General features: G+C 51.8%; 37 protein-coding genes. 19 read left to right on the top strand and 18 right to left on the bottom strand.

Annotation, left to right across the window (positions count from 1 at the left end):
• Window positions 1-51: 51 nt before the first annotated feature.
• The 4 genes from IE076_RS11665 to IE076_RS11680 all read right to left on the bottom strand — a co-directional run bounded on the left by IE076_RS11665 (window position 52) and on the right by IE076_RS11680 (window position 2,600).
• The gene (locus IE076_RS11665; protein ID WP_189436982.1) at window positions 52-243 is read right to left on the bottom strand and encodes a hypothetical protein; all 192 of its coding nucleotides are present in this window, start codon (window positions 241-243) and stop codon (window positions 52-54) included.
• A gap of 27 nt (window positions 244-270) precedes the next feature.
• A complete protein-coding gene (locus tag IE076_RS11670) occupies window positions 271-690 on the bottom strand; it encodes a hypothetical protein (RefSeq protein ID WP_189436983.1) in 420 nt (139 codons plus the stop codon).
• Window positions 691-700: 10 nt separating this feature from the next.
• Window positions 701-2,074, bottom strand: coding sequence for a hypothetical protein (locus tag IE076_RS11675; protein WP_189436984.1), 1,374 nt, complete (start codon window positions 2,072-2,074; stop codon window positions 701-703).
• A 139-nt stretch (window positions 2,075-2,213) separates the two neighbouring features.
• Window positions 2,214-2,600: a hypothetical protein gene (locus tag IE076_RS11680; protein WP_189436985.1), complete on the bottom strand. Its 387-nt coding sequence runs from the start codon at window positions 2,598-2,600 to the stop codon at window positions 2,214-2,216.
• A 432-nt stretch (window positions 2,601-3,032) separates the two neighbouring features.
• Here IE076_RS11680 and IE076_RS11685 point away from each other — a divergent pair, with 432 nt between their 5' ends.
• Window positions 3,033-3,743, top strand: coding sequence for a hypothetical protein (locus tag IE076_RS11685; RefSeq protein WP_189436986.1), 711 nt, complete (start codon window positions 3,033-3,035; stop codon window positions 3,741-3,743).
• Here IE076_RS11685 and IE076_RS11690 read toward each other — a convergent pair.
• Both IE076_RS11690 and IE076_RS11695 read right to left on the bottom strand, forming a co-directional pair.
• A complete protein-coding gene (locus IE076_RS11690) occupies window positions 3,706-4,176 on the bottom strand; it encodes a hypothetical protein (RefSeq protein WP_189436987.1) in 471 nt (156 codons plus the stop codon). The genes IE076_RS11685 and IE076_RS11690 overlap by 38 nt on opposite strands.
• Window positions 4,177-4,587: 411 nt before the next feature.
• A complete protein-coding gene (locus tag IE076_RS11695; protein WP_189436988.1) occupies window positions 4,588-5,166 on the bottom strand; it encodes a helix-turn-helix domain-containing protein in 579 nt (192 codons plus the stop codon).
• On the opposite strand from IE076_RS11695, the gene IE076_RS11700 reads away from it, so the two are divergent.
• From IE076_RS11700 to IE076_RS11760, 13 genes are all read left to right on the top strand, one after another.
• Window positions 5,165-5,443, top strand: a complete 279-nt coding sequence (locus IE076_RS11700; RefSeq protein ID WP_189436989.1) for a hypothetical protein — start codon at window positions 5,165-5,167, stop codon at window positions 5,441-5,443. The two genes, IE076_RS11695 and IE076_RS11700, sit on opposite strands and share 2 nt — an antisense overlap.
• Window positions 5,440-6,015 (top strand): MT-A70 family methyltransferase, encoded by a 576-nt coding sequence (locus IE076_RS11705; protein ID WP_244649662.1) that lies wholly within the window; start codon window positions 5,440-5,442, stop codon window positions 6,013-6,015. Before IE076_RS11700 ends, IE076_RS11705 begins: the two co-directional genes overlap by 4 nt.
• 63 nt (window positions 6,016-6,078) lie before the next feature.
• Window positions 6,079-6,654 (top strand): ribosome modulation factor, encoded by a 576-nt coding sequence (locus IE076_RS11710; protein ID WP_189436990.1) that lies wholly within the window; start codon window positions 6,079-6,081, stop codon window positions 6,652-6,654.
• On the top strand, window positions 6,654-7,307 hold the full coding sequence (locus IE076_RS11715) for a RuvC family protein (RefSeq protein WP_189436991.1): 654 nt from the start codon (window positions 6,654-6,656) through the stop codon (window positions 7,305-7,307). The genes IE076_RS11710 and IE076_RS11715 overlap by 1 nt, the downstream gene beginning before the upstream one ends.
• Window positions 7,300-7,857 (top strand): hypothetical protein, encoded by a 558-nt coding sequence (locus tag IE076_RS11720; RefSeq protein ID WP_189436992.1) that lies wholly within the window; start codon window positions 7,300-7,302, stop codon window positions 7,855-7,857. Before IE076_RS11715 ends, IE076_RS11720 begins: the two co-directional genes overlap by 8 nt.
• Window positions 7,854-9,443: a DNA cytosine methyltransferase gene (locus IE076_RS11725; protein WP_189436993.1), complete on the top strand. Its 1,590-nt coding sequence runs from the start codon at window positions 7,854-7,856 to the stop codon at window positions 9,441-9,443. The genes IE076_RS11720 and IE076_RS11725 overlap by 4 nt, the downstream gene beginning before the upstream one ends.
• A gap of 1 nt (window position 9,444) precedes the next feature.
• Window positions 9,445-9,786 (top strand): hypothetical protein, encoded by a 342-nt coding sequence (locus tag IE076_RS11730; protein WP_189436994.1) that lies wholly within the window; start codon window positions 9,445-9,447, stop codon window positions 9,784-9,786.
• Window positions 9,783-10,019 (top strand): hypothetical protein, encoded by a 237-nt coding sequence (locus IE076_RS11735; protein ID WP_189436995.1) that lies wholly within the window; start codon window positions 9,783-9,785, stop codon window positions 10,017-10,019. The genes IE076_RS11730 and IE076_RS11735 overlap by 4 nt, the downstream gene beginning before the upstream one ends.
• Entirely contained in the window at window positions 10,016-11,197 is a 1,182-nt protein-coding gene (locus IE076_RS11740; protein WP_189436996.1) for a DUF7146 domain-containing protein, read from the top strand. Before IE076_RS11735 ends, IE076_RS11740 begins: the two co-directional genes overlap by 4 nt.
• A complete protein-coding gene (locus IE076_RS11745; RefSeq protein WP_189436997.1) occupies window positions 11,184-12,605 on the top strand; it encodes a DnaB-like helicase C-terminal domain-containing protein in 1,422 nt (473 codons plus the stop codon). The genes IE076_RS11740 and IE076_RS11745 overlap by 14 nt, the downstream gene beginning before the upstream one ends.
• 3 nt (window positions 12,606-12,608) lie before the next feature.
• Window positions 12,609-12,920, top strand: coding sequence for a hypothetical protein (locus IE076_RS11750; RefSeq protein ID WP_189436998.1), 312 nt, complete (start codon window positions 12,609-12,611; stop codon window positions 12,918-12,920).
• A complete protein-coding gene (locus tag IE076_RS11755; protein ID WP_189436999.1) occupies window positions 12,917-13,183 on the top strand; it encodes a hypothetical protein in 267 nt (88 codons plus the stop codon). Before IE076_RS11750 ends, IE076_RS11755 begins: the two co-directional genes overlap by 4 nt.
• Before the next feature lie 11 nt (window positions 13,184-13,194).
• Complete coding sequence (locus tag IE076_RS11760) at window positions 13,195-13,701, top strand: hypothetical protein (protein WP_189437000.1); 507 nt, start codon at window positions 13,195-13,197, stop codon at window positions 13,699-13,701.
• Between the two features lie 218 nt (window positions 13,702-13,919).
• Here the strand turns inward: IE076_RS11760 and IE076_RS11765 are convergent, their stop codons facing one another.
• Window positions 13,920-14,153 carry a hypothetical protein gene (locus tag IE076_RS11765; RefSeq protein WP_194539861.1) on the bottom strand — a complete coding sequence of 78 codons (234 nt, stop codon included), beginning with the start codon at window positions 14,151-14,153 and terminating at the stop codon, window positions 13,920-13,922.
• 101 nt (window positions 14,154-14,254) lie between these two features.
• Between IE076_RS11765 and IE076_RS11770 the strand changes: the two genes are divergently transcribed.
• Genes IE076_RS11770 through IE076_RS11780 form a run of 3 tightly spaced genes read left to right on the top strand, consistent with a single transcriptional unit; the run spans window position 14,255 to window position 15,640 of the window.
• A complete protein-coding gene (locus tag IE076_RS11770; RefSeq protein WP_189437002.1) occupies window positions 14,255-14,656 on the top strand; it encodes a hypothetical protein in 402 nt (133 codons plus the stop codon).
• An 11-nt stretch (window positions 14,657-14,667) separates the two neighbouring features.
• Complete coding sequence (locus IE076_RS11775) at window positions 14,668-14,889, top strand: hypothetical protein (RefSeq protein WP_189437003.1); 222 nt, start codon at window positions 14,668-14,670, stop codon at window positions 14,887-14,889.
• Window positions 14,890-14,908: 19 nt separating this feature from the next.
• The gene (locus IE076_RS11780; RefSeq protein WP_189437004.1) at window positions 14,909-15,640 is read left to right on the top strand and encodes a hypothetical protein; all 732 of its coding nucleotides are present in this window, start codon (window positions 14,909-14,911) and stop codon (window positions 15,638-15,640) included.
• On the opposite strand, the gene IE076_RS11785 is transcribed toward IE076_RS11780, so the two are convergent.
• A complete protein-coding gene (locus IE076_RS11785; protein WP_189437005.1) occupies window positions 15,601-15,933 on the bottom strand; it encodes a hypothetical protein in 333 nt (110 codons plus the stop codon). The two genes, IE076_RS11780 and IE076_RS11785, sit on opposite strands and share 40 nt — an antisense overlap.
• A 77-nt stretch (window positions 15,934-16,010) precedes the next feature.
• Between IE076_RS11785 and IE076_RS11790 the strand changes: the two genes are divergently transcribed.
• Window positions 16,011-16,373 carry a hypothetical protein gene (locus IE076_RS11790; protein ID WP_189437006.1) on the top strand — a complete coding sequence of 121 codons (363 nt, stop codon included), beginning with the start codon at window positions 16,011-16,013 and terminating at the stop codon, window positions 16,371-16,373.
• Between the two features lie 36 nt (window positions 16,374-16,409).
• Here the strand turns inward: IE076_RS11790 and dnaN are convergent, their stop codons facing one another.
• The 3 genes from dnaN to IE076_RS11805 form a co-directional block, all read right to left on the bottom strand.
• Window positions 16,410-17,549 (bottom strand): DNA polymerase III subunit beta, encoded by a 1,140-nt coding sequence (gene dnaN / locus IE076_RS11795; protein ID WP_189437007.1) that lies wholly within the window; start codon window positions 17,547-17,549, stop codon window positions 16,410-16,412.
• A 65-nt stretch (window positions 17,550-17,614) separates the two neighbouring features.
• Complete coding sequence (locus IE076_RS11800) at window positions 17,615-18,202, bottom strand: hypothetical protein (protein ID WP_189437008.1); 588 nt, start codon at window positions 18,200-18,202, stop codon at window positions 17,615-17,617.
• A complete protein-coding gene (locus IE076_RS11805; protein WP_189437009.1) occupies window positions 18,199-18,720 on the bottom strand; it encodes a hypothetical protein in 522 nt (173 codons plus the stop codon). The genes IE076_RS11800 and IE076_RS11805 overlap by 4 nt, the downstream gene beginning before the upstream one ends.
• A gap of 153 nt (window positions 18,721-18,873) precedes the next feature.
• On the opposite strand from IE076_RS11805, the gene IE076_RS11810 reads away from it, so the two are divergent.
• Window positions 18,874-19,347: a hypothetical protein gene (locus tag IE076_RS11810; RefSeq protein ID WP_189437010.1), complete on the top strand. Its 474-nt coding sequence runs from the start codon at window positions 18,874-18,876 to the stop codon at window positions 19,345-19,347.
• A 49-nt stretch (window positions 19,348-19,396) separates the two neighbouring features.
• Here the strand turns inward: IE076_RS11810 and IE076_RS11815 are convergent, their stop codons facing one another.
• From IE076_RS11815 to IE076_RS11845, 7 genes are all read right to left on the bottom strand, one after another.
• Complete coding sequence (locus IE076_RS11815; RefSeq protein ID WP_189437011.1) at window positions 19,397-19,705, bottom strand: XkdD/Y8K6 family phage-associated protein; 309 nt, start codon at window positions 19,703-19,705, stop codon at window positions 19,397-19,399.
• 10 nt (window positions 19,706-19,715) lie between these two features.
• A complete protein-coding gene (locus IE076_RS11820; protein ID WP_189437012.1) occupies window positions 19,716-21,620 on the bottom strand; it encodes a DNA methyltransferase family protein in 1,905 nt (634 codons plus the stop codon).
• Window positions 21,621-21,661: 41 nt separating this feature from the next.
• Entirely contained in the window at window positions 21,662-22,327 is a 666-nt protein-coding gene (locus tag IE076_RS11825; protein ID WP_189437013.1) for a DUF8835 domain-containing pootine, read from the bottom strand.
• 79 nt (window positions 22,328-22,406) lie between these two features.
• Window positions 22,407-22,646 carry a CCDC90 family protein gene (locus IE076_RS11830; protein WP_189437014.1) on the bottom strand — a complete coding sequence of 80 codons (240 nt, stop codon included), beginning with the start codon at window positions 22,644-22,646 and terminating at the stop codon, window positions 22,407-22,409.
• A gap of 10 nt (window positions 22,647-22,656) precedes the next feature.
• Window positions 22,657-23,073: a hypothetical protein gene (locus IE076_RS11835; protein ID WP_189437015.1), complete on the bottom strand. Its 417-nt coding sequence runs from the start codon at window positions 23,071-23,073 to the stop codon at window positions 22,657-22,659.
• A gap of 110 nt (window positions 23,074-23,183) precedes the next feature.
• Window positions 23,184-23,324, bottom strand: a complete 141-nt coding sequence (locus IE076_RS11840; protein ID WP_189437016.1) for a hypothetical protein — start codon at window positions 23,322-23,324, stop codon at window positions 23,184-23,186.
• 176 nt (window positions 23,325-23,500) lie between these two features.
• A complete protein-coding gene (locus IE076_RS11845) occupies window positions 23,501-24,016 on the bottom strand; it encodes a hypothetical protein (protein WP_189437017.1) in 516 nt (171 codons plus the stop codon).
• Window positions 24,017-24,074: the final 58 nt, after the last annotated feature.

Here is a 24,074-nt window from a genome sequence, read left to right on the forward strand (position 1 = left end):
GCTCTTGGCTACGCCGTTGAGTGAAAAGGAAGGGGCTCAGTGCCCGATTTCTTAAAAACCGGGATCAACCTCCAGATCGCACTCATCCCACCAGGCATCGACGGCACGACCGTCAGCTGCTTTGTAGTGAACTCGGTAGTTGTTGATGGCATTGGAGTGTTCAGCGCGACCAATGATTTTGCCGGATTCACCACTAGCTTTGATCTGTACTTTTTCTTCTAGTTCGAATTTAAAGTTGCTCATGTTGTCCTCTTGGAGTTGTGACCGTCTTCAGCGGTCAGAAAAGGCTTCCGCGACATCATCAACGTCCAGACAAAGGTGCGTTGTCATGAAAGCCAGAGTGGGAAGTTTGCCGTTGCCGGAAACCACCCCGACAACGTCTTTTTGGTGTGCTGCAAACCAACCGGCCATGATCGCGGCGTCCTGGCTTGCAGGGAAGAAAAGGAGGCACGCATCAGCTAAGCGCATGTCGCGTTCCAAATCGGCGTAGGCGCACTTTTCGGCGGTATCTCCAAGCAACGAGCTCACGGCTTCTTTTGGGGTCCAATTAGAAAACGTCGGGTCTACATGGCTCTCTTCCGGAGCGTTCGCATTGCTGTCGAAGACCACGTGGTTTTCGGCTCGAAGAAGCTTGGAGAGCTTGTCTTTGACCGATTTGTTTGTTGTTGGTGCGATTAGGATGCGTGCCATAGGTGAAGCCTCAGTTCTGTTCTACGATTTCACCGGCTTCGATCACGATGGCACCCTGACGAGAGGATTCCACTGTCTCGATAAACACCTGCATGTCGTATTTCTTGGCAAAGCCTTCCAGTAGCTCGAAGCTCTCCTGATCCAGTAGCGATCCATCCGAGATCCGGCAGATACGCAGCTCAGGATTAAGTGCGGCGACAATTGCGCAGCACACCCGGATTTGTTCCGCCTTGCTTGCTTGTGACAAGGGAAGGCCTTTGAAGGTGAGGCCGGCTTCATCAAACCCGATACCGGGGACTGGCAGCTGCGCCGATGTAACGGCAACCTGAGCCTTCTTGCGAAGCTCACTGATAGTATGGTCTAACCCTTGCGCATCCTGCTTCTTGAGCCGCAGTTTGTCTTTCAGAGCATGGTATTCCTCCTTGCGTTCAAACAACGCGTTGGACGCTTTTGCAGCTTCGATTTGCTCTTGGATTTCAGCAGGATTAATCAGGTCAGGTACAGGCGCCAGTGCTTCAAGGTCTGCTTGAATTTCATCTGCTGACTGCTGGTTCAGCGTTGCATCCACGGCAAGTTCGCTCGCACGCAGTTCTGCCTCTGATCGCAGCTTATCCGCCTGGGCTTTTGCTTCCGCGATTAATTGCTTCCCAGCCTCAACTGCATGCGCGACCGCGTTTTCACTCTCATCGGTCTGAGCAGCGGCTGTGTCTCGAAGCTTTTTAATTTGGTCCTCTGAGGCCTCCCGCCGTGAGAGTTCGTCCCGGCGCTCCTGGTTTTTTTCCTGTGCACTTGCCAGCTGCTCGATCAGCTCGCTTTCATCGATCGCATTTTCGGGGAGTTGGGTGGGCAGCTGGAACGCATCCACACGGGCCTGCAGGGACTTCACATCACGGTTGACGTTTGTGCGCTGCTCTGCGGACGTCTTGATCTGTTCATCATTGTCATCAAAGTCAAAGTCAGAGATCAGCGAGCGAAACACCAGCGTTTGTTGCTTGGTATCCATGCGCAGGAACTCGATTGGGTCCAACGCGATGGTGTTGAAGAACTCGTTGAGCATCTCCTGGGGTTTGGGGAAGCGTGCACCTTCGGGCGTTGTGAGTGTAAGGGTGGTGGTATATTCCTTGCCCTCTTTGCGTTTGAATTTGCGGGTCGCAATAACGTGGCCGAAATTGACTTCCAGCAGCGCGCTTTCCTCACCTTCCCGAATTGGATTTTCAGCAATGACGCCTTTGCCAGCGATGGCAGCCCAGATCCCATCCAGTGAGCCGGTCTTCCCCTGACCGTTCTTCCCGGTGATCTCAACAACGTTCGTGTCTTGATCAAACTCAGCGTCAAACACCTTGACGCCCATGTAGTTCACGATTTTTGCACTAAGAATGCGCATCAAATTACCCTTTCGTTGTCAGCCAAAGGGGAGGGGAACCGGAGAGTGTGGAGGAGGGGCATAGCTCTCCGGTTCCCTGAGGAGTGGGAGGGCTCCTCATGGTGGCTGCAAATTCAAACTTTTGAGTGAAATTCCAGGCTTACGGGTTCAACGTCAGACCTTGATCTGATGCTGGCCCATCAAGCAAATAATAGGATAAACATTTAGGTGTTCGGTCTGAAACCCGACACGTGTCTGATTGCGCTGCAGTTCTGCTGAACTGCTCGAATGTGCGCTTTACAGCTCTGACATGCTCCAACTCCTCGCGATACTGAACCACCAGCTTATACGCTGTCTGGCAAGCTTCCTGATTTGACCTGATGGCTGCTGTTTCTACCTTGCGCTTGCTGCCTATCAATCGAAACAGCTCCTTGCGCATAACGGCGGAAAGCTTGTGCGAATTATTCTGCAAAACCAACAGCATCTTGATCTTGGATCGCTCCAAATCGCTAAGGCCTTCCTGAACAACTGCGCCGTTTGCAACCATCTTGATCTCCCGTTCTGGCTGTACGGTAAATCGGTAATTTGCCTTTTGTCAAATATTATTTTGTCTAAATTCCAACTTTTTTGATTTTGGCTTGACTTTATTCCAATTTTGAAATTATCAGTAAGGAGCAGGCTCAAGCGGCGACCGGTCCGGCCTGCATCAAGAACACAGCGCGATGGATGGGAATGAGGTGTAGCGCTGACGGGTCTCGTCGAGAGGGGTGTGCCCGTACCTCCGGCTATCCAGCCGAAAAAGTACCCCGGTGGCCAGTTGGATTTGAACTGGCGCCCCCGGCAAAGCGATGGCTCGGCCTATACGGCAGACTTGTTGCACGGGCGACGGCCAACCTGTTTTTTTAAACGGGTTTGGGTCTCGTCTGCCCGACTTCAGCTCAGGTCTAGCCTACCGGCAGAGGGGTAAAAGAGTATTGGAATGGTAGTAATGATGTATCAGAATCCTATAGAAACTAGTGAAGCAATTTCACTATTAACTACTGAACTAAAGGATAATAAATTTTATTTGAACTATTATTCGTCACACAAAGAGTTTTCAGTTGTGATCGATAAAAGCTGCAAGTTAAAGTTGGGTGAAAACATGAGTCTTACCCTGAACTCTCTTACGCCAGCAACATTTTTTGGGATTTCACTAAGTAGTGCGGAAGGGGAATGCATTGCAAGCATTGCCGCACGAAAAGACAACCTTGGCGGGCAGTGCCTTGGGGAGTTCCTGAAAAACTACTTTGCACGCATCTATACAAGCCAGAGTGGTGCTGCGCAACTGGCTGAAGCGATCCCTGCATATGCAAGAGAACCCTTGTTCGAGACCTCTTACATTGGCGAACTATGGGTACATCAGGATCACCGTAATCTGAAGATCGCCAGAGCTATGGTGAAGCTAGCGATCCTGCTGTCAGTTCAGATGTGGGGAGTGGGGTATGTTTATGCTTTTCTTACAGCCAGACATATGAAAGTCGGCCCCTTGCAATACGGCTGGACGCGTGCCTACCAGAGGGCGCTCAAATGGGAGAGGGAGCCGACAGAGGTTCCAGGTGATCTTGGATTTGTTGCGATCACTGGTGAAGAGGTTGCCGATTTAGCTCGGCTTGTTATTGAAGAACTGAGCTTGCATACGAAAAGAGCGTGATATTTCCACGTCTTAAGAGGAACGGCAAGATCAATCGAAAATAATGAACATCCTCATAACCACCGTGAGGAAGCGCAATTGGCGTGTAGAGAAGATCCAGCCTCGGAGACAGGCTCTGGGCGGATATCTGATAGTCTGTCGAAACAGTCTTCAAGAGGTCTGGATCCACTCTCGCCCTGTTTGAAGGGGTGTCTCTGGCCCAGGCTTGGCCGTAGACGCCGGCAAGGTAGGTCTTATCACCCACCAGCAGGATGTCAGCTAATCCGCCATTATCCAATGGATTGGCAAACTGATTGAGGTACGGCATCAAATCCAGAAAATTCTCATTAAGTCGAAAGTCGTTTTCTCTCCATGTTTCAATAAGTTGTTTGGCTTGGGCGCCTACTAACCCCTCTTCTGCAAGGGTGGGTGAATAATTAGTGATACTTGTCATATGAGGCCTTCCGGTTATGTCGGGTCATGACAATGGCTTTTCTCAAGTGTCCGTAAGTTATTGCTTTTTCAAAATCTGATAGGGTTTTCAGGTTTCGTTTGTCGAAGTGTAAGAGAATGTACGAAGAAATTAACACCTCTAGACCTTCGTCTTGCGCCCATTCCACAAGTTGATTGAAGCGCTTTTCAATAGACAAAGGCTCTTTCTTTTGAAGATCCTGATCCTCGGTAATTACTTTTGAATTCATCGTTCCTCGCAAGGAAATTCCAAATGCCACTTTAGTCAAAGTGTCATTCGGTTTTTGATCTTAACTGTGAAGAATTTCTTAACGCATGCGGGCAGAACTCATGCCGGATGCTTCGGTAGCCTCTACGGAAGGCAAAAAAAAAGCCGCCCTATTCGGCGGCTGATTTATTTTGCTTCATCTTTGTCGTTTATCATTCGCTTGAGTATTCGCTCATAGGTTTCCAGCAGGAAGTCCATACCCCCACCTTGTTTCCCATAAACGCGCTCTTCAATTGCTTCTGCAGCTTCCCATGCCTGTTTGGCGAGAAGTCCATTTACGCCTTCAGGGTTGGCCTGCATGGCAAAATGGAGTTCGTCTGCATCCATTGTTGGTGGCGTTTCTTCGCCAGTCTCAAGGTATTCCACTGAAACACCGAGGGTTTTCGCAATCAATGCGAGAGTTTGCCCACGGGGTTCCTTTGTCTTATCGTGCTCAAGCTTGTTCAGACGGTCATAGCCAACGCCAGACAAGTCCGCGAGCTTTCGCCGATTCCAAGAACGCTCTTCGCGCTTTTTGACAATTCGTTCACCTCTAGTCATATCGCCAGTATACATCAAATCTTTTTGACTATTTTGGCTTTCGACGCCAAATTCATGGCTTTTTGCGCTTGTTTTTGGCGCAATATCCAAATAAGTTTGACCAAACGCCAATTTATCTTGGCGCCTTGTTGAGCATGAATCCTGATTGATAGAGGTATTTGCCATGGATGACACTCCTTCTAAGTCACCGACAAGTGAGAGAGTATGGGAGAGGGTGGGGCCTCCCCGTAAGCTTATTAAAGAAATCAAAACGCGCTTTGGCGTTGAAGTGAGTAGCTCAACGGTATCCAATTGGCGCTCCAGCAATAACAAGAAAAACAACGCCCCCAATCAGTACTACCCGCTCATCGCTGCAATGTCGGAGTACTCGCTTGAGGAGGTTTTCTACGCGTTCAACCCAGAAAGCCGCATCACAGAAACACTCGACCGGGGGACGCATTGACCTGGGACCTAAGCGGACTGGTTCCGCTTTCCTATGACTTCATCATGGCTGACCCGCCTTGGAAGTATGAGAATTGGTCCAAGAAGGGTGAACTCAAGAATGCTTCTGCGAAGTATGACTGCATGGTGACCGCCGACATCATGACGCTCCCGCTCAGCAACTTTGCGCAAAAGAACTGCACACTCTGGCTTTGGGCTACAAACCCGATGCTCCCGCAGGCCTTTGAATTGCTGAACGCATGGGGCTTTAAATTTGTAACTGCCGGCCATTGGGTCAAGTACACCTACAACAAACGAACCGAGGAACGCTCCTTGGGGTTTGGAACTGGGTACTGCCTGCGCTCTGCTGGAGAGCCCTTTCTAATTGGAAAGATCGGAAAGCCAAAGTTTGCCAAAACCGTTCGATCCGTCATTGAAGGTTTACGCCGCGATCACTCCAGAAAGCCTGATGAAGCCTACATAGCTGCCGAGCAACTGTGCCCAGAAGCCCTCAATCGGCTTGATCTGTTCTCCAGACAGGAGCGTCCCGGCTGGACTGCCTGGGGCAACGAAATTCACAAGTTCACCGCCTGAACTGCTGCCTGACTTACGCATACCCGATTTGAGAATGTGCCCTACCAAACGAAGAGGACAAGCATGTCTGACAATGCCCTTGTAAATGAACCCCCTCAAGATGCTGTCGTTGCAACGACAATCTCAAAGCTGCGCAAAGTCTCAGAGGCTGCAGCCAGCTCGCAAGGTGAGATGCGCGCAGAGTATTCAAAAGCCGAAGCTGCTGGGCTGAACCTGCAGGCCGCCAAGAAAGCGATTTCGCTTTTGAAGAAGGGTGACGATAAAACGAAGGATTGGGTTGAGGAAGTCACTCAAACCGTTCGCTACCTTCGTATCTGTGGTTTGGAGCTCACCAAGGAACAACTCGAGTTGTTCAGTTTTACCGATACGTCGCTGGCACCGGTTGATGAGCGGGCTTATGTGAAGGGGCTTTCTGCAGGCCGCCTTGGTGAAAATGATAGAGAGAATCCTTATGACCTTGGTTCGCCAACCGGCCAGAAATGGATGGAAGGCTGGAACAAAGGTCACGAAGAGCGCCGCGCTGTTCTGGCCATGGAACCGAAGAAAGAAGAAGGCTCCGAGGTCATCAAGGGTGAGCAGGACGACGATGGTTCAGACCTAATTGACTCAACACTCGTTGACGAGAACGAGGAGGACTGATGCGCTTCCTCGGGTTGGACGTTTCCAAATCATGTACGGGGTGGGGACTGTACTCACCCGATGAAGTTGATGCGGGCACGTTGAAGTGCCCCATCAAGCCGCCGTTTGGGCTCCAGCGCGGCAAGATCGACGCCTCGTATGCGGGCCGGGTTGCGGATTGGTATGCGCAAGAGATGGATGCTCTGATTGTCAAGTTACGCCCGGACATGGTGGGGATCGAGCAGCCATTGCCTGGTAACTCCACCCGCGAAGTTCTCGTTGCAGATAAAACGCAGGGCTCCCTTGCTGACGACCGCATGCAGTTTCAGAAGATGAAGAAAGCAAAGGTTGGGGGGACCTCTTTCGATGTCACTCACTTCCTGCATGGCCTTGCGATTGGCGCTGCTCGTATTGCTTCCAGACGGAGCATTCCACCCCTTTACGTCCCGTCCCAAACATGGCGCTCCAGCACGGGCGTTGGCCGTGCACCGAAGGGATCGGGCTCGTCTGCGACTTCCTGGTACAAGAGGAAAGCCAAAGAGATTTGCAGCCATCTTGGGCACCCGCAAAAGAGCGGCGACGCTGCTGAAGGCCTGTTAATCGCCTATCACCTCTATCTCCTGAATTCACCTATTGATTTGTTTGGTCAAAAGAAAGCGGGGCTTCATGAATGAAGATTACTCCCAGCTATCCAAACCAGCAGGTGAGGCAAATGCACTGTTTGTAAACGACGATCAGGGCTTGATCAAAGCACGCCCCATCGGAGGTTGGTCTAAATCGCCCTATCTCATTGACCGGCGTTGGCTACGTGATGACCTGATTGAGGCTCTGGAACAAAATTTCTTAAAGCACGTGGGTTGGTCGCGCTCCTTTGCGGCGATGGCTGCCATGCAAAACGCCGCCGCCGCGTTCCTCGGTCATCCGAAGAGGGTCAACTTGGGTGAGGCAAGAGTTGGTTGGTATGAGCGAATGTATTCCATCGTTTGCGACGAGACGAACAACTCGGCGGAAAGTTTTCGTCGCGGTCATCTGAATGTGACGATTTCCTACACGAGCATAGAAAATAGTCTGTTGATGGACTTGGGATACCGAGACCTTTTGTCCACGGCCTCCCGCCAAGTGATTTCCTACATCGAACAGTTCCGCCAGCCCATTTATTCGATTGGCTGGGATTTCGCGAACGATGCTCTTCATTTCGACATACTCAATTGGGGGAAGCGATGATCCAAGATCTGTTTCTCAAAGACATTAATGCTGTTCCTTTATTCCCGCATTCCGAGCTGATCATTGACGCATTCGCCGGAGGAGGGGGCGCCTCCACAGGGATTGAGCGCGCATTGGGCCGCTCTCCCGACATTGCGATCAACCATTGCGACAAAGCTCTCACAACCCACGCAGCCAACCACCCGGATACGATCCACCTGAGAGAAGATGTCTTTGACGTGGACTTGAAGGCCCATACCAGCGGTCTCCCAGTCGGACTGCTCTGGGCGTCCCCGGACTGCCGTCACTTCTCCAAAGCTGGTGGTGGAAGGATCGTCTCCGAGAAGGTGCGTATGCTGGCCTGGTCGGTGGTCAACTTCTGCCAGAAGCTGGGCAAGCGCAAAAAGCCGCGTGTGATCATTCTTGAGAACGTAGCTGAATTCGCCAAGTGGGGACCGTTGGGCCCCAACGGAAAGCCAATCAAGAGCCGTGAAGGTGAAACCTTCAACAAGTGGTGCGATGCGCTGCGCAAGCTTGGCTACAAGGTGGAACATCGCTTGCTCAAAGCCTGTGACTATGGCGCACCAACCATCAGAGAGCGCTTGTTTTTGGTAGCCCGCTGCGACCGCAAGCCGATTGTCTGGCCTGCACCGACCCACGGGAATCCAAAGGCCAAAGGATTTGCCAAGAGCAATCTAAAGCCATGGCGGCCAGCAGCAGAGATCATTGACTGGTCGTTACCCTGCCACTCCATCTTTTTGAGCAAGGAAGAAGGGCGGAAAGTTGGTGTGAAGAGACCGCTGTCGGACAACACCATGCGCCGGATAGCTCTGGGAACGGTGAAGTACGTTCTGAATGCTCAGCAACCCTTTATCTTCAATATGAGCCATGGTGGGCGTATCGAGCCTCTCACAGAGCCGCTAAGGACGACAACAACCACGAAAGGCGGTGAGCGCCTACTGGTCGTCCCGTTTGTCAAAAGGGACTTCAAGAACTCAGTTGGGCATGCGATTGATGACCCTCTCGCCACTGTTACTGCCGGTGGCGGCGGCCATGCTTGTCTGGTCTCCGCCTTCCTGGCACAGCATAATTCCGGAGTGATTGGCCGGTCTGTGTCGGAACCGCTATCCACTGTCATGAAATCAGGCTCTCATCAGGCGCTCGTTACCAGCCACCTTCTGAGCCTGAAAGGAACCTCCCGGCGCTCCCAGTCGATCTTTGAACCAGCCCCTACCATCACCGCAGGCGGCATGCACGCAGCTGAAGTGAGAGCGTTTCTGATCAAGTATTATGGATCAAACATTGGGCAGTCGCTTGATGATCCTATTGGAACTGTCACGACGCGGGACCGCTTTGGGTTGGTAACCGTGAACATCGCGGGTGAGCCTTATATCATCACCGATATTTGCATGCGGATGCTTTCTGCGCGTGAGCTCTATCGTGCTCAAGGGTTCTATGAGAACCACGAAATTCGACCAATATACAACGGGCGACCTCTCCCTAAAAAATATCAGGTAGCCCAGTGCGGAAATAGCGTTTCTCCAGATCCGGCAGAAGCTCTGGTTGCTTCCAATTGTCCTGACTTGTGTGTGCGTGGGGAGGCATGAAATGAGTGACATTGAAGAAATCTATGATGTGATTCAGGTGTTTCAGACCAACGAACGTGTTCGCTTTTGGGTGTTGCAAGACGGGGAAGACCCTTTGACAACCATTGAGCGGATAATTGAATTTCCAGGGATCTTCCCAGTTTTCCTACTGCCATTACCCTTACCAATGCGTTTGAGGTGTGTTGCTGGGGGCATAAGCACAGTCTCCGGGTTCAGTGAGAACAGATGGGTTCCCTACTTGCACATCAGTGAGCAACCGCGAATTTGGCGACCGTCGCTGGAAGACCGTCTTCCCAATGAAGTTGATCTCGTCTCCATCAGCCCTTGGGAGGCGCTCGTTTGACCAAGCCCTCTCAGCGCGCCTCTCAGATACCGTTGCATGAGATCCAAGTCTTCCTGGGTGAGTTGCAACGCAGGGCGAAAGATCGGAACGGTGCGCCGGTCAAGGAATTCCAGATGCACTTTGAAGGGGAGGATGTCGTTCAATTCCTTCGAATGCTCTACGCGGCTGAATACCACTTGAGGAACTACGAAATCCGCCGCGTGGACGAAGATAAGGGGAGGAGGCAACGGTGACGAGAAACAACGACGCAGACGAGATTCGCGATAAGCTCAACGCACGTATCACTCAGGTCTGTGACTACTTCTACGGCGGCTGGATGGTTGACCCGTCCAACAAGAACAATGGCCTGATGACGCCGAGCCAGAAAGGCAAGCGCATCAGTTCGTCGTTCAAGGTGCATTTGGCTGGAAACCGGCAAGGACAATGGTATCGGCATTCTAAGAGCGTTGGTGGTGGCTCCGTTGAACTGGTGGCCTACGCCTTGGGATATGATCCTAAATCGGATGAAGGATACCGTGAGGCCTTCAGATGGGCACGAGGCTGGCTTGGGCTTGGCGGAAGACAGGAAACTGACGAGGAACGCAAAGAGCGTGAAGCTCGGCAAGCCAAGGAAAGTGAAGCCAGGGAGCGCCGACGTCGGGAACAGGAACAAGAAGACCTGAAGCGTGCGCAGCGCAAAGCCTACACAGCTGGCGAGATTGCAAAGCAGTGCAGGCCGATAGGCGGCACTGCTGCGGAAGCATATTTGTGCGGCTCAGCTAAGGGGCAGAGGAAACTACCGGCACTGTCCAAGTGGCCCTCTGACCAACGCGAACACATCGGGTTTCACGCCAACTTAGAGATGGACAATTTGCGTGTTTATGAGGATGGCCCGAATGGCCCCATACTCGTGAAGCGCGGCCCATCCTTTCCTGCTCTGGTGTTCTTCTTACGTGATCCGTTTGGAGATGTCGTATCTCTTCAACGCGTCTTTCTGGATGGTACTGCCGGTGTGAAGATCACGCAGATCAATCACAATATTCCTGATGCCAAGGTTATGTTTGCTTCGTCCTCCGGCGCGGCTTGCAGGATCGGCGGAGACGGTCCCCGCATCGGTCTACTGGAAGGCGGTGAGACAGCTCTTGGCAACTGGGCGCTCCATGACTTCCAATACCCTATGTGGGCAGCTATGAGCACCAGTGGTTTGGTGAGATTTGAGGCTCCTGGCTTCGTTGAACGCATCGATATTTTCCCCGACAGTGATGACGCGACGTTGCAACGCGAGGATGTTGGAGAGCCACCGGGAGAGCTTGCAGCGAAGCAATGTGCGGCCAACCAAAGAGCTGTAGGCATCCGCACCGTGGTCAACGAAGCTTGCCTACACAAATGTGATAACCTCGATCTTTGGGAAACTTACCGTGAACTCCAATGAGCAAACACCACCACATAATTTAGTTGCAGAGCGTGTTGTAATTGGCTCCTTGTTGAAGGAAGGCTCTCAACTTTTTGAAATCGCAGATGTCCTCAAGCCCTACCACTTCTTTCGCGACATTCACGGCCAGATATACAGTGCCATTGTAGATATCGGGCATTCGGGGCGCTCCCCATCGATCTCCAAAATCATGACCCGCATAGGTGAGGAGTATGATGATGGAAAGAGTGTAAGAAACCTGCTCACTGGGCTGCTCCGGGATGCCTCAAAAGAGGATGGATTGAACCCACTGGACTTTCTGGATGTCATCATTGAGTGCTGGTCCAAGCGACAAATTGCAAACACGCTGCAATGGGCACTCAAGGCACAACGCAACGAAGACAAGCTGCCTGACATTCTCATCGGTGAGATTGTGGAGCGGTTTCAGGAAATCGGCATGCAGTCTCAGGCGCGCCCATTGGTAACACTGGGTGATGCGGCAAGAGAAGCTTATGCAGATGCGTTAAAAGCACAAGAGACAGGACAAAGCACGGGGATGGATTGGTTTTTGCCGTCTGCTACCGAAGTGGTTGGAAGAATTGCACCCGGTGACTTTGGTGCAATCATGGCTGCACAGGGCGATGGAAAGACAGTGATAGCAGTGCAACTGCTACGCCATATTAGTGATGTTTATGGTCCGGCTGTCTTCTTCCAGTTGGAGATGAAACGAAAAGCAATTGCTTATCGTGAGTTATCAGGCGACACGGACACCTCCTACGATGACATTGAAGGAGGTTGCTTTGACTTGTTTGCCGCGCAGAAACTGGAGGAGGCGGTCAAGTCCTTGCAAAGTTCGCGGCTTTACATTGAGAGCAACGGGGATGGCCGCGAGGCAAACTGGGCAAAGAGACGGAACTGGACGCTTGAAGAAATCGTTGAGCGTCTCATCTACCTGAAGAAAACCAAGGACATTAGGGTGTGCGTAATCGACCACCTCAGGAAGATGAAAACCAAAAAGTCCTTCCGCAACGAGTTTGACCGAACTGAATACATTACAGGGACACTGAAAGACGTTGCAAATGTGCTGAACATTGCAATTATCGCATTGGTGCAGCGGACACGGCTTGGCCAGCGACGGGACCGGTGGGCCCCACGCGTTGATGATATGGTGGGTGGCCCCTCAATCGAACAAGATGCTGACTGGATTTTGGGGGCTGCGCGGCCTGAGGTCTGGCTTGATAAGAACAAGCCCCATCTACCGGCTGGTGTTGATCCTCAAGCGCACCCAGACTTCAAACAGTGGCTTGAAGAGAAAAGACAGCACAAGGGCAAGATCGAGCTATACGGCCTGAAGCGGCGGCGTGGAGCTGGTGGCATCATGAGGGATTTTATCTTTGACGGTGCCGCAGCGCGATTGAGGGAGATCTGAGAGATGCCACGAAAAAGCAAACACTCAGATGCAACGCTCTTTATCGTTTACGCCATGTGGTTGAAGGGGCACACAGAGGCCACCACAGCTCTTGCGGCTGGCCTGCAGTCCAAGAAACAGGTTGCCGGGATCATAGCCCGTTCTCCATGGAAAGACCGTGCGGGCATGGGTGATGCTGCGCGACAGGAACAGCTCGAAGAACTAAAGCAGATCCACCTTGATGAGGACGCCGGAGAGCTTCGGTGTGGTGGGCGTTTGAAGGATTTTGAGTGGACGATTGAGCCGCTTTGCAAAGATCAGAGGAAGAGCAGATGAACGAGCAATCAGAGCACGCGCTGAAGTATAGTTGGGCGCAAACTTGGGCGGACAAGCCCGATGACTACATAGCCAACATACCGCACCCGCCAAAGTCGTTCCTGCGCATTCATAAAGATTATGGGCCGGAAGGCGAGACGCGCTGGCATTGGGTAGCGAACACCACAATCAACATTGGTAAGGGGTACGCCGATACCCAGCTTGAGGCGCAGCAGAGTGCCGAAGAATGCTTCTGTGATTACGTGGACAAAGAGGTTAATTGAGGAGTAATGCATTGAAGTATGAAATGGCTGGAAGCCCTTATCTTATGCACGTCTCAGACAGACCCTGTCCCGACAAACTAAAACGGATTCTGGGTGATGGCAGGGCTGAAGAAAGAGCAGGCACGGAGGCATTCGCTGATATCTGCGCGTTCTTTCGAAATACTCCTTTACGCATTACAGCTTCTGAAGATGAAAAACTTCAAGGCAAAGTGAGTGTCCTAGTGGAGGTGCCAGATCACCTCACTCATAAGATGTCTGTTGAGCTTTTTGTTCAGGTGCAGAAAACAATATTTGACACCGTCCTATCATATCCACCGTTTCGCGAACTAAATGGGCTCATTGGTAGAGCTTTAAATGACCATACGATTGCCGAGGCTAATCAGCTGCTCGCCAGTTTTGAACGGCAAGCCCGTGCTCGACGCTCAGGAGAGTTCTGGGAGGCTCTGGCGTTGGCGCTTGGAATTGATCCAGCAATAGTGCCAGTCAACGACCAAGCGACAAGGAGGACGTCACTTTGATCATACTCAATAGTAACTATGCCTTCGGTATCGAGTGGCTGAAGATGAAAGAGAAGTTCATTACTGACGTGATGACTCTGACTGGGCGGACTGAGGAACGAGCTGAGCGCCTGGTTCAGCTCATTGAGCGCTTAGCGAGAAGCTCCATTGAGTATTCGCCGGAGGACTATTTCAGAGAGTGGAAACGTCGGTACTGTGCAGGTTGGAGTCACTCACGGTTACGTCATATCGAGATTTCGTTTCATCGTGACCCCAAGCAATTTCGCACCGCTCTCCAGAACAGCTTCACACCCGCAGCGAGCTAAGGAAACGCCATGCCCGTAGACAACGCTAAAGTTAAAGTGGACGCCACCTTCTACTGGATGGGGGACAGGGTCCATATTCGCGGCTTTATTGATGATCACGTTTGCTATCGCGTGTGGCGACGCAGAAAGAAACGATGGGACTACCATGTCCATCCGCTCTACTTGTTCTGCCGTTTTGCAGAACCAAACTTGGCGGCCTGGAAGGAACAGTGTGCCTGATTGATCAGTCTAAACAAGGACCGTGACGCATGGAATACGTAGACAAACCCAAGACCGAAAACGCAAAGTGGCTGCGCACCGCGTTAGATAAGCCGCTCCCTGAAACACTGGATGAATGCGGGACGGAGGGGACATTCGATCCGTGGGAAGACATTCTAACCGGTGTTGCCAGCCCCTATAACGCAGAAATTGAGTCCCTTGTCATCAGTTCCCTGAAAGCCATTCGCAACAGAAAGATTTCCGATCTGCTCGAAGGCGAGAATGCATTGGCAGCTGAGTTGATGCTCCATATTCTAGCTGATCGTCTATGCGACTATGGCACCAGCCCTCGCGGCGCTTTTCCCGCAACTGGGTTAGAACCAATGTGGCAAGAGTTGATAGATAAGTGGTCAGCGTACGCCGATGTCGCTTGGAGCGACGAGCCAAACTAAGGAACTAGATCATGCGTTGCGTGCATTATGTCGGGTTTAGAGATGACCGTTACATAAGCGCCCTGCGCGTATTCGGTGGGCCTGTTTTCATTCATCGGGTTTGGGATCGTAGGGCGCGGCGTGACATCGGCGAAAATGACTTAGTGGTGTTTGCCAACGGCCCTCACGATCAACCACCTAGCGAACGCAATGGCGATGACTTAACTGAGCTGGACGACCCAGCACGCAAGTAATCAAACTAAGGAGCCTCACATGAACGCCATCCTCAAGGCCCTCCGTGCTGCCAAACCTCTGAAGCGTGTTGCTGGCGCCCCTGTTGTGGTTCCGCTTGCTGGCTACTATCGCCGGTCAGACGAAGAGGAGGCGGAGCGTTACCGGTCCTACGCTGCAATGGCGCGGGAGTTTGGCTTTGAGAACTGGCACACCAAGCCAGCTGCGCGTAATCAAACAAACAGGGATGCCGGCCGGAACGGTCAAAAGCGCGATCTGCGCATAAGCAGGAACAACATCTTGGTTCAGGATGCGCGCTCAGCTCCACTTGAATGGCTGGTCTTTAATGACAAGCTACACGATCCGGATATGAACAAGAACATCGCCAACGACAGAGCAGATGCTGGGTTTTACTTTCGCCAAGAGATGAGTAAGGCCGAAATCTCCGGCCTGCATTCACCGGACTGGATGAGCGAGCCAACCGGAACCCATGGCCCGCGTTCTCTTGCAAACACCAAGCTGGATGCAATGGTATCCATCAACGGGCTAACCGAGTGGATGCCCAAGGATGCCTATCAGCTGCTTGAGCGCGTCGTGTGGTGTGATGAATGGGTTTGGGAGCAGCAGGGTGGTAAGGGCAAGAAGGCGACCATTACAGCCGTTCAGAAAGCGTTGGACTATGCCGCCGTCCATTACCAGCTGCTGCCATGGGGAGAGTTTGTTGAGAAGTGGCTTCAGTCCTCGGAAGACTGGGAGGAGGATGCAAGCGTCTGACGCAGCACACCAAGTGCGTGTATCTCTTCATCGGTCTCTGGGGTCCACTCAGGTAGACCTGCTCTGACAGCTGCCATTGCAAGACGGTCGGTCTTGGACAAGGTTTTAGTTCCGGCTTTTGCGCGCTTGGATGTTGCGCTGGCAAAACCGATAGATTCTCCGGCTACTGAAACCTGTTTCCCGTGAAAGCCGTTGGCTTGCATCCAGATCTCAAAGTCAGTCTTTTCTTTTTCCATGTCACCACCTTTACCTGTGGCGACTTTAAAGCTTTTAGGCGTCGTGATTGCAACCATAAATTTCCTCATTTGGTGATGTTGACAGGTGAGGGGCAGACGATGTTGACTATCTCCAGTTGGTGGGAGATGGATTGATGCGTGTTTTCCTTGTTGTTTGCTCTTTGCTTTTAGGTACGCTGCAGTTGGCTCAAGCGGCCCCTACGGTAACGGCACAGGATCTGGTGTTTGGTGAACGTTCTCTGATCGGTCAACGGGTTCAGGTCACCGGTTGTACTTGGATTGCAAGTGGCGTATCCGGCATGAGATGTCGGGTGTTTTACAACGGCCAGTTCCTAACGACCCTCTGGGCCAAGTTGACAAATGACCAAATGCCGCTCGTTCGTTTGTTGCTAGACAATTGCGTCAAAGAAAACCCACGCTGCCAGTTTGATATCGAAGCAAGCGTCAAGGACATCGGCCAACGCCCTGAATTGAAAGATATCGAGTTTGACTTCTGAAAGAGAGCTCCTGTAAGGAGCCCCCTTGCTAGACTATCAGGGTCTCATCGGCATCAACATGTAGGTCAGGCCGTAGGTGTCAGCAGTCTGTATCACTGCTGGATCGCCAGAGCCAGAAAGGTAGATCGTCGCTTCCGGGCCAGCGTCTTTCAGAATGTCAGTGAGATAGGAGTTGTTGAACCCGATGGCGAACTCCAGTTCGTCCCCCGTCGCCTCCAGCTTGTGTTTTGCTGTGCCTCCTTCACCCTGGCATGAAACCCAATAGGCACCATCTTCTTGATAGAGCTTGATAGCCCGACCTTTCTTGTCGGCGACGCAGGTCACGCTGGCAATAGCGTCGATCGTGTTTTTTGCGTCCAGCTCGATTGCCTGATGGCTACCCATTGAGAAGCTTGGAACCACACGCTCGTAATCCGGGAAGGTACCATCAACCACTTTGGCTCTGAGTTTGTCCTGACCCAGTACGAAATTGATCTGTCGCTCACTGACTTCCAGTGTCACTGTGTCCGGGCAGTTCTTGTCTTTGAGGCGCCGAACCATCTCTTTAACAGCAGAGGTTGGGATGATGACGCCCGGAAGATCTGCAATCTCGTGGTCGGTCGGGTATTTTGTGAGGCGATGGCCGTCGGTTGAGACAAAGACCAACTTTTTGGTTTCGGTGGTGTGCATGTAAACGCCCTGCAGGTAGTAGCGCGTTGGTTCGCTGCCGACTGACATGAGCGTTTTGGAGAGTATGTCTTTCAGCTCAGCGCTGCTCAGCTCGAAGCGCTTAACATCTTTATCGTCAGTGAGGTAGCTATCTGGAAACTCAGAGACATCCGCCAACATAGGGAAGGTGAGGCTCAGGCGGCCACATGAGAGGTGAAGATTATCATTGCCCGATGAGATCTCAACCTGTGCGCCAGTTTTGGCTTTGTCGAGAACCTTTTTAATCTTCTCAACGCTCACAAGGGCGCTGAAGTTGGCAACCACGTTGTCACCAGTTGGTTTGATAATGGATGTGCTTACCTGATCCAGATCGGTGCTGGTGAATGTGAGTTCGCCGTTGTCGTTGCCGCAAATTGCAACACCGGTTAGCACTGCGATTGAGGAGCGACGCGGTGCTATGTTGAAGCAGTTCTTGATAGCAGCGGAGAAGTCAGTTGCAGAAATGGTTGCTTGTGGCAATGCAGACATGGGTTGGTCCTTTTGGAAATGATGTTGAAATGAAGTCGTGATGTAAAAAAACCGCCTCGTGGCGGTTACAGGAGCTTAGCGATTACTTGAGAGGCTATCTCATCCGGCTTTGGGTAGTGTTCCGGACCGGGGTATTTGCTGTCACTTCTGCGTTGGATAAAACCGAGCGCTACAGGGACGAACCCCCAGTCGAAAGGATGATCTAGCGTGGTTTCTGCATCTTGCCTGATACATTCGTTGTAGACCTGTTGAACCCAGATCGCGAGGTCGTATACCACGTCTCGTAACTCGCATGTTCCAAGATCTTCGCGCCAACTGTCCCAAAGAGCGTTGTTCTCGCAGTCGCCGGAGTTGATCGCCTCCCAAACGCATGCAGCATTGACCGCTAGTGTGCGACTTGGTTCAGTCCTGAGATTGGCAAGAGAGTTGACGAGCTCCAATGCAGTCTCCTTGGAGGTACGGTCAGCAATGGCGCTGCTGTGTCCAAGGTCATCCACCAGATACACCGTCCAAAAAGTGCTGAATGAGGGGGACTGAGGGTCTTCAAGCAACTCCTTGAGCGCTGCCTTGTAGTCTTCTTCCAAGGCATAGGATTGGCAGGAAGCTTTCATTTCGATGACGGGGCGGATATCAAATTCATCAGGAAGGTTCATTGGGCAAATCCTTGTTCTCTGGTAACTGACCAGGCGCGGTTCCAAAGGGCAGTTAGTTCGTAATTGTCGTGGTTGGTTTGGAAGCGCTCACCACGTTTTTGCATAGCGGCGTCCATGATCATGTTGGCATCCAGATAATCGTGAGAGGCACAACACCTATCGTATTCTGGTGTGTTGTTGCGGCTGTCGATTTCTCGGAGTGTTTCAACGGGCAGAGCTGCCGCCATCTCTATCCGAAAGAGTTGTGACAGCTCCATTGCCTGCGCATCCAAGATTGTGAGAATTTGCTCCTTCAGGCCGCCCGGAGACCTAGAGTAATGAATGGGCCAAGGTCCCTCGTGCAAAGCAGTTTCAATTGACATCACATCGCCAAAGTTTAGGACATGAACGAAGGGCAGGAGGCCGTAAATGGTGCAACTTGCGACTCCGTTGTCAGAACACTTCTGATCCTGAACATCGAAATGAAGACGCACGAGGTCATTGATCGACCCGGCTATCGGGCTATCTGAGAATTGCATGGTGCACTCCTTGTTGGGTGCGGATTACTGGGGAAGTGGGGGGGGATGCCAGTAAGTGTATCTAGAAAAGATACACCCAAGCCGTTATCTAGAAGCATCGTTTAAGAAAATCTATCAAAGTTAGAGGATGTTATGAGGCAAGTGTATGCGGGGATGTCTCCAGAAAAGTTAGTCACACGCGCCAACTTCAAGGAAACAGCAGTTGAAAATTTTGAGAGAGCAATGGATCTACTCAAGAGAATCGAAGATGTGGGAACTGCTATCAACAAACGAGACTTAAGGTTTCTATGCGTTCTTGATGGTGTCTGTGAGGATCGAGGCAACCCAAATCGCGTGCAGGTTGTTGGGATTATCAGCAACGAAGCTCCTTATCTACTGGAAGAGATGCGCTCGTCGCATGATCAGAGCACCGCTCTCGCCCTTGTAAACACAGCTATTGCCAACGGAGATAAGCGAGGTGCGGGATTTGACGCGTATGGTGACAGAGCTCTAAGGCTCCTTGAACAACTGAACCTGATCGACGTTGCTGGTGATGACCTTTCGATCACCACACGTGGTGAATTGCTGGTCGCGTTCTTGGCTGATTGCGATAACGATTACAAAGCTGCACGCGCTCAATTAATTTAGTCTGCAAGAAAGTCTGGCCGTCTATGCGCGGCCAGTGTCTTACTTCCAATTAAACTGAGCCTTTGAACTCGGCAATTGTAGTCCGATCAGCTTGCTGTATCACCGACCGGACCTTGCGTAGCCAAGTCATTTCAGGATGGCTCCGCTCAATGATATCACACGATTGCTCTACTTGTTTGAGCATGCGTAGCATCTCGGGGGCAGCGGCAATGAGATGACCGTTGCCAACTTTCTCGGTCCCATGGAGGCGGCAAATGATATACCCACCATTAGCGCGCTTTCCATTTTCCTCTAACTGATAGATGTGGGGATAGTTGGCGGTGCTGTACCGCCATACCTTGTTTTCAATAGTGGTCATAGTGAGATCCTCAATTGAAAGAGGGAGCGCGATCAAGGATCACCAAGCACGTTGAGACGCCCGTTCCGCTTTCCTTGAAGGAGTTGTCAGGCAGGTCGATCACTTCGCCCCCTAAAGCATCAACCCATTGAGTTAAGACAGGCTGCCGAACACTTCCAGACGACATGATACAGGCGACACGCCCATATGCCCTCAACAGTCCATAAGCATGCTGGAGATGCTTAATATCCTGACGTTTCTCGAATGGTGGGTTCATGAAGATACGATCGTAGACTGGACCCGGATTAAACTGCGTGAAGTCATCCGCAACCACATCGTATCCTTTGCGTTCGAGGATAGCAGACAACCGGTGATTAAGCTCGCAGCTCTCAATGGTCAGATCTTCTTCCAGACCCATGAGTACATCGAGAATTGCGCCATGGCCCGCACTGGGTTCAAGCACACGCATTCCGTCTTCGATCCCAGCGTAGTCGAGCATTGTAGTCACGACTGTTTCAGGGGTAGGGAAGTAGCCTGGAATGTTCATGTCCTTCAAACCCTCCATCTCCCGTCGCTGCTCTTCGGCCTTCTCATCATGACCTGAAAGCAAGCTGAAGATTGCACGGGTCTGGGCGGTATCCTCGCGAGGCTCTCCCGTATCGATCCCAGCTGAATAGTAGCGGCCATCGTGCTTGATCTTTGTCTTGACTAACTCGCTCACTGCCTTTTTAGAACGGATCGTTTGCAGTTCTGTTGGAAGGGTGTTTTGCTCAGCTAAGTCTGCAATCTTACGCATGGCTTCTTGTGTGCGCTTCAGGTGATAGCCGTCATTCCGTGCTTCGGCAGCCATGCGTCTTTGGCGAGGCGTGTTCGTGGTACGCTCGGCAAGTTTATGATCGATGTCAGCCTGCATTTTGTCCGCCAGATTGCGGAACCGCGCGATACGAGGATCTACCGTTGGCTGATGACTCTGACTATTGGTAGGCGCTTCGCCTCTTGCGAAGTCCTCCGCTGCTTGCAGCGCTTTGAAGGCAAATCCCGCTGGTGTTTTGCCCCACTTACGTGTGTACCAACCACCAAGCTCTTTGGCTTTTTGCAAGAGTGCGTCATACTCGGAGCGTTCGATGCGCTCAGGCATAATGCAGATCCACATGTCGAAGCCCTTCTTGGTGTGGGTATGCTGCTCGATGGTAAAGTTCGCTGAAGCCTCTGAATGAGCAGGAGTAGCCTGCTTCTCATCAAAGGACGGACCCCATTGCCCAACAGGGATGGAGTGCGCTCCGTTGCCAATCTCGTACTTGCGAACTTTCCAACCGGATGAATGCCGGTAGCCGTCTTTCAGATAGTACCCACCCCCCATGCTGTAGTTCTCACGGTGTTCTGCTGACTTTGGCGCTTCGCTCAGGTTCTTAGTGAGCTCAAACGTCGCTGCTGCTTTCCGCATCTCTGAGAACAAATTGCGAGTGTGGGAAGAGAACGCAAGGATCACGGTCTCTTCGGTGGTTGAATTGTGATAATCCGTCATGAAGTCGCAGTCGTCTTCAACGCGCTCTGCGACGATCACAGCCTTCGCCCAGTTCGGCATCTTCTGAATTGCAACAGCAAGGAATTCCTGTGCACGCTTTTCAGCAGCTTCTTTTGCTGCTTCGCGTTGGCGTCGGTCCTCGTCCATTGCCTTTTCTGTCCGGGCAACGATTTCTTCTACCGGCTCTTCAACAATCTCACCCCAATATTTGAGTGCTAAGTGATCTGGATCCAGTGTTGAGATACTGGCAGTATCCCAGCAAACCACGTATTGCAGGGCACCTTTCGGAACTTTCTGCATTCCAGTCGCAGTGAGTGCGTAAACTTCTGCTGCTCTTTCGTCGTAGCCGGTGATGGTGCCTTCGCCATTGTAAAGGCGAATACGAGAACCAAGAGGAAGAATCTCAGGCATGCAAATACTCCTAGAGTCAAATGAACTGAAAAGGGTGGGGATCAGGCAGCTGGTTCGCCAAATTCAGTGAAGAGAAAGCCGCTGGTGTTGAGCGCTTCAAAGACCTGCGCATCACTGGTTAGGTGCGCATGCTCTTGCTCAAGTTGGCGGTGGATCCAATGCATGAAATGGCGCAGAACGTCCGAGAGCTCTGATCCAATTCCATTGGGTGGGGTAATGGCTTGAATGGTTTCGTCGATCTCATGAACCAACTCAGCGTCGATCTGGATTGTGCCCGGATGGCAACCGTAAGCCCCACTGTGGGTTAGCTTCGCGGTCAACTGGCAATCGGTGTGCACGAGTAGATGTTGAACCCGCTTGGCGATACTCAGCAGATCAATATCGGTCGGGCTAAACTGTGCGATCCTCTCGACAATCTGTGCACTGTTTCCGGGGCTTGAGAAGTGCCCCTCAAAGCATGCGCCATCTCCTTGCGAGGCAAACCCACTGAAGTAGATTGCAGGTGCTGTGTCGTAAAAGTGTTTGCTTATGCGCTTGCGATTAATGGAGATACCCAAGAGCTGAGCGGCTTGGTCTGCCCAGTCATAGACGGATTGATACCAGTCATCCTGCACAGGCAGAGCGCGATAACGCTCAAGCACGCGACTTTGAACGTTCTGTGGGAGCTCGTTTAGGGCGTAGGCGTTAATCTGGAGGAGTACAGACATTGATGCATCCTTTCAGGCATAAAAAAAAGCACCCCCAGATGGGAGCGCTTCGCATGAATTGTTGAATGAGTGGGGGGGGCTAGATAAAGAACTTGTCGAACAGCGCAAACGCACCAAGAATTGCGGCCATAATGCCAGTAAGGCGAATGGTCATCACATTGGCGTGGTTCTCCAGCGCCAGTCGCAAGTCTTCTTTCGTGACAAGATCTTTCATGATGTAGTCCCGCGCTGCGTTGGCGTGTGCCTCTGCTTGCTTGCGTGGCACACCTTTATCTTCCAAATCTTTTGCGTAGGACAGGCTATCAAATACGAGGGCCATTGTCAGTGTCTCACTGTGAACGGGGTTGAGCGTTGGTTACCTCTGCAAGTCTTGTTTGGATGGAGGTAATGGACGCATTCAGCCGTGACAGTGCGTGCTCAGCTGTCGTTAGGCGCACTTTTCCGCGTTGGTCCGTCTCACAGGTGAAGTTGTACCAACGCGCCTTAGGGTGAAGACGCATGATCTCTTTGATGTACTCAAGGGTATTGCGGCTTTTCTTGAGTAGCTTGGCGAGTTCCACAGGTGACAGCCCATAGAGGAGGGGGAATACGACAAAGTGAGTGCCATTTTCGCGAACACCCCAGATCCCCCCTTGTCCTGCCTTCAGGTTGCGACATTCAAGACGGTCGTTTTTCGTGAGATCAGTTTTGTAGTTTTGCAAAACGGGCGCGGCATGTTGCTCTAGCCGCGAGTAGATTGTTGGCATGGAGTGTTCCATATGTTCCTCGTCAGGCTGGTAGGATGAAAAGGGAGTGAAAAGCCACCATGATGCAGAGCACCAGCACGGCTGCTGAGAAATAGAAGTGCAGCGACATATCAGCATGCAGTCAGGATACGAGCGGACTGGTAGCGCTTGCGCTTGAGGGTAGCGTCGGCAACATACGCAGTAATTTCCTCACGAAACTCACGGCGTTGTTTTTGCGCATAGGTCTCAAAATGCGGGTGATTGCGTGGCATGGCCGTCCTCCTACGCCAGAGTGCAGACAGACTCCTCCCGTCTAAATCTCTGGTGTTTTTGAAAATTGGCTGGTGGGTGGGATACAGGTGCAGGTATGGCACCTTGAAAACAAGCGCTATCACGTGCTTTCAGGGAGCCACACCACCCCCTCTAGCGGGGGTAGCGTGGGGGACTATCAGGAAGCCAGTTCAAGTTGTACCTCGTTCTGGTCATTTGCAGGGGCTGGGCTTTCCTTAGGTTGGTTTGCCTGAAGGAAGTTTGCGAGCTTCTTTGCAAGCGCATGGTCACCACTAGCCGCCTTCAGTTCCTTCTCAACCAGTGCAGAAAGACGGTCTGCGAATGACTTAGACGCAGGGGTGCCTTTCTTCTTCTCACGCAGGAACTCAGCTGGTGACACTTTTAGCGCGGTCTCAAGGTCAGACTTCTTGCCCTTGGAATACGCAAACTCCTGCGTTTCAGTGTCGAATGTGACTTTGCCAAGTGCGCAAGCATACTCACGGATTTGCCCGCGATAGTTGGTAGGTGAGGACTGGTAAAGTTTTGCGATGTGAGAGGCACAGTTGTGCTCCTCTACGTGCAATAGTGCACAGTATGCAAGTTGGTGTGTGCGTTGTGAGAACGTAGTAGCGGTTTTGCCATAGCCAGAGATTGCACGAGTAAGGGCTTTGCCGGAAAGAACTTTGAAAGACATGATAGGTTTCCTTTCGGTTGAGGGTTGCAATACTTCCAGAAAGACCGCCACGAATGGC

This window comes from Pseudovibrio japonicus (assembly GCF_014651595.1).
Classification (GTDB): Bacteria; Pseudomonadota; Alphaproteobacteria; order Rhizobiales; family Stappiaceae; genus Pseudovibrio; species Pseudovibrio japonicus.

Excerpts from the sequence above, each read along its gene's own strand:
- IE076_RS11780 (WP_189437004.1), top strand. The coding sequence starts at position 14,909 with ATGAACGCCATCCTCAAGGCCCTCCGTGCTGCCAAACCTCTGAAGCGT.
- IE076_RS11670 (WP_189436983.1), bottom strand. The coding sequence starts at position 690 with ATGGCACGCATCCTAATCGCACCAACAACAAACAAATCGGTCAAAGAC.
- IE076_RS11700 (WP_189436989.1), top strand. The coding sequence starts at position 5,165 with ATGGATGACACTCCTTCTAAGTCACCGACAAGTGAGAGAGTATGGGAG.
- IE076_RS11800 (WP_189437008.1), bottom strand. The coding sequence starts at position 18,202 with ATGAACCTTCCTGATGAATTTGATATCCGCCCCGTCATCGAAATGAAA.
- IE076_RS11675 (WP_189436984.1), bottom strand. The coding sequence starts at position 2,074 with ATGCGCATTCTTAGTGCAAAAATCGTGAACTACATGGGCGTCAAGGTG.
- IE076_RS11695 (WP_189436988.1), bottom strand. The coding sequence starts at position 5,166 with ATGGCAAATACCTCTATCAATCAGGATTCATGCTCAACAAGGCGCCAA.
- IE076_RS11790 (WP_189437006.1), top strand. The coding sequence starts at position 16,011 with ATGCGTGTTTTCCTTGTTGTTTGCTCTTTGCTTTTAGGTACGCTGCAG.
- IE076_RS11685 (WP_189436986.1), top strand. The coding sequence starts at position 3,033 with ATGGTAGTAATGATGTATCAGAATCCTATAGAAACTAGTGAAGCAATT.
- IE076_RS11665 (WP_189436982.1), bottom strand. The coding sequence starts at position 243 with ATGAGCAACTTTAAATTCGAACTAGAAGAAAAAGTACAGATCAAAGCT.
- IE076_RS11750 (WP_189436998.1), top strand. The coding sequence starts at position 12,609 with ATGCCACGAAAAAGCAAACACTCAGATGCAACGCTCTTTATCGTTTAC.
- IE076_RS11765 (WP_194539861.1), bottom strand. The coding sequence starts at position 14,153 with ATGGTAGTCCCATCGTTTCTTTCTGCGTCGCCACACGCGATAGCAAAC.
- IE076_RS11730 (WP_189436994.1), top strand. The coding sequence starts at position 9,445 with ATGAGTGACATTGAAGAAATCTATGATGTGATTCAGGTGTTTCAGACC.
- IE076_RS11845 (WP_189437017.1), bottom strand. The coding sequence starts at position 24,016 with ATGTCTTTCAAAGTTCTTTCCGGCAAAGCCCTTACTCGTGCAATCTCT.
- IE076_RS11755 (WP_189436999.1), top strand. The coding sequence starts at position 12,917 with ATGAACGAGCAATCAGAGCACGCGCTGAAGTATAGTTGGGCGCAAACT.
- IE076_RS11710 (WP_189436990.1), top strand. The coding sequence starts at position 6,079 with ATGTCTGACAATGCCCTTGTAAATGAACCCCCTCAAGATGCTGTCGTT.
- IE076_RS11715 (WP_189436991.1), top strand. The coding sequence starts at position 6,654 with ATGCGCTTCCTCGGGTTGGACGTTTCCAAATCATGTACGGGGTGGGGA.
- IE076_RS11830 (WP_189437014.1), bottom strand. The coding sequence starts at position 22,646 with ATGGCCCTCGTATTTGATAGCCTGTCCTACGCAAAAGATTTGGAAGAT.
- IE076_RS11725 (WP_189436993.1), top strand. The coding sequence starts at position 7,854 with ATGATCCAAGATCTGTTTCTCAAAGACATTAATGCTGTTCCTTTATTC.
- IE076_RS11690 (WP_189436987.1), bottom strand. The coding sequence starts at position 4,176 with ATGACAAGTATCACTAATTATTCACCCACCCTTGCAGAAGAGGGGTTA.
- IE076_RS11680 (WP_189436985.1), bottom strand. The coding sequence starts at position 2,600 with ATGGTTGCAAACGGCGCAGTTGTTCAGGAAGGCCTTAGCGATTTGGAG.
- IE076_RS11770 (WP_189437002.1), top strand. The coding sequence starts at position 14,255 with ATGGAATACGTAGACAAACCCAAGACCGAAAACGCAAAGTGGCTGCGC.
- IE076_RS11820 (WP_189437012.1), bottom strand. The coding sequence starts at position 21,620 with ATGCCTGAGATTCTTCCTCTTGGTTCTCGTATTCGCCTTTACAATGGC.
- IE076_RS11805 (WP_189437009.1), bottom strand. The coding sequence starts at position 18,720 with ATGCAATTCTCAGATAGCCCGATAGCCGGGTCGATCAATGACCTCGTG.
- IE076_RS11840 (WP_189437016.1), bottom strand. The coding sequence starts at position 23,324 with ATGCCACGCAATCACCCGCATTTTGAGACCTATGCGCAAAAACAACGC.
- IE076_RS11785 (WP_189437005.1), bottom strand. The coding sequence starts at position 15,933 with ATGGTTGCAATCACGACGCCTAAAAGCTTTAAAGTCGCCACAGGTAAA.
- IE076_RS11720 (WP_189436992.1), top strand. The coding sequence starts at position 7,300 with ATGAATGAAGATTACTCCCAGCTATCCAAACCAGCAGGTGAGGCAAAT.
- IE076_RS11810 (WP_189437010.1), top strand. The coding sequence starts at position 18,874 with ATGTCTCCAGAAAAGTTAGTCACACGCGCCAACTTCAAGGAAACAGCA.
- dnaN (WP_189437007.1), bottom strand. The coding sequence starts at position 17,549 with ATGTCTGCATTGCCACAAGCAACCATTTCTGCAACTGACTTCTCCGCT.
- IE076_RS11815 (WP_189437011.1), bottom strand. The coding sequence starts at position 19,705 with ATGACCACTATTGAAAACAAGGTATGGCGGTACAGCACCGCCAACTAT.
- IE076_RS11825 (WP_189437013.1), bottom strand. The coding sequence starts at position 22,327 with ATGTCTGTACTCCTCCAGATTAACGCCTACGCCCTAAACGAGCTCCCA.
- IE076_RS11835 (WP_189437015.1), bottom strand. The coding sequence starts at position 23,073 with ATGCCAACAATCTACTCGCGGCTAGAGCAACATGCCGCGCCCGTTTTG.
- IE076_RS11775 (WP_189437003.1), top strand. The coding sequence starts at position 14,668 with ATGCGTTGCGTGCATTATGTCGGGTTTAGAGATGACCGTTACATAAGC.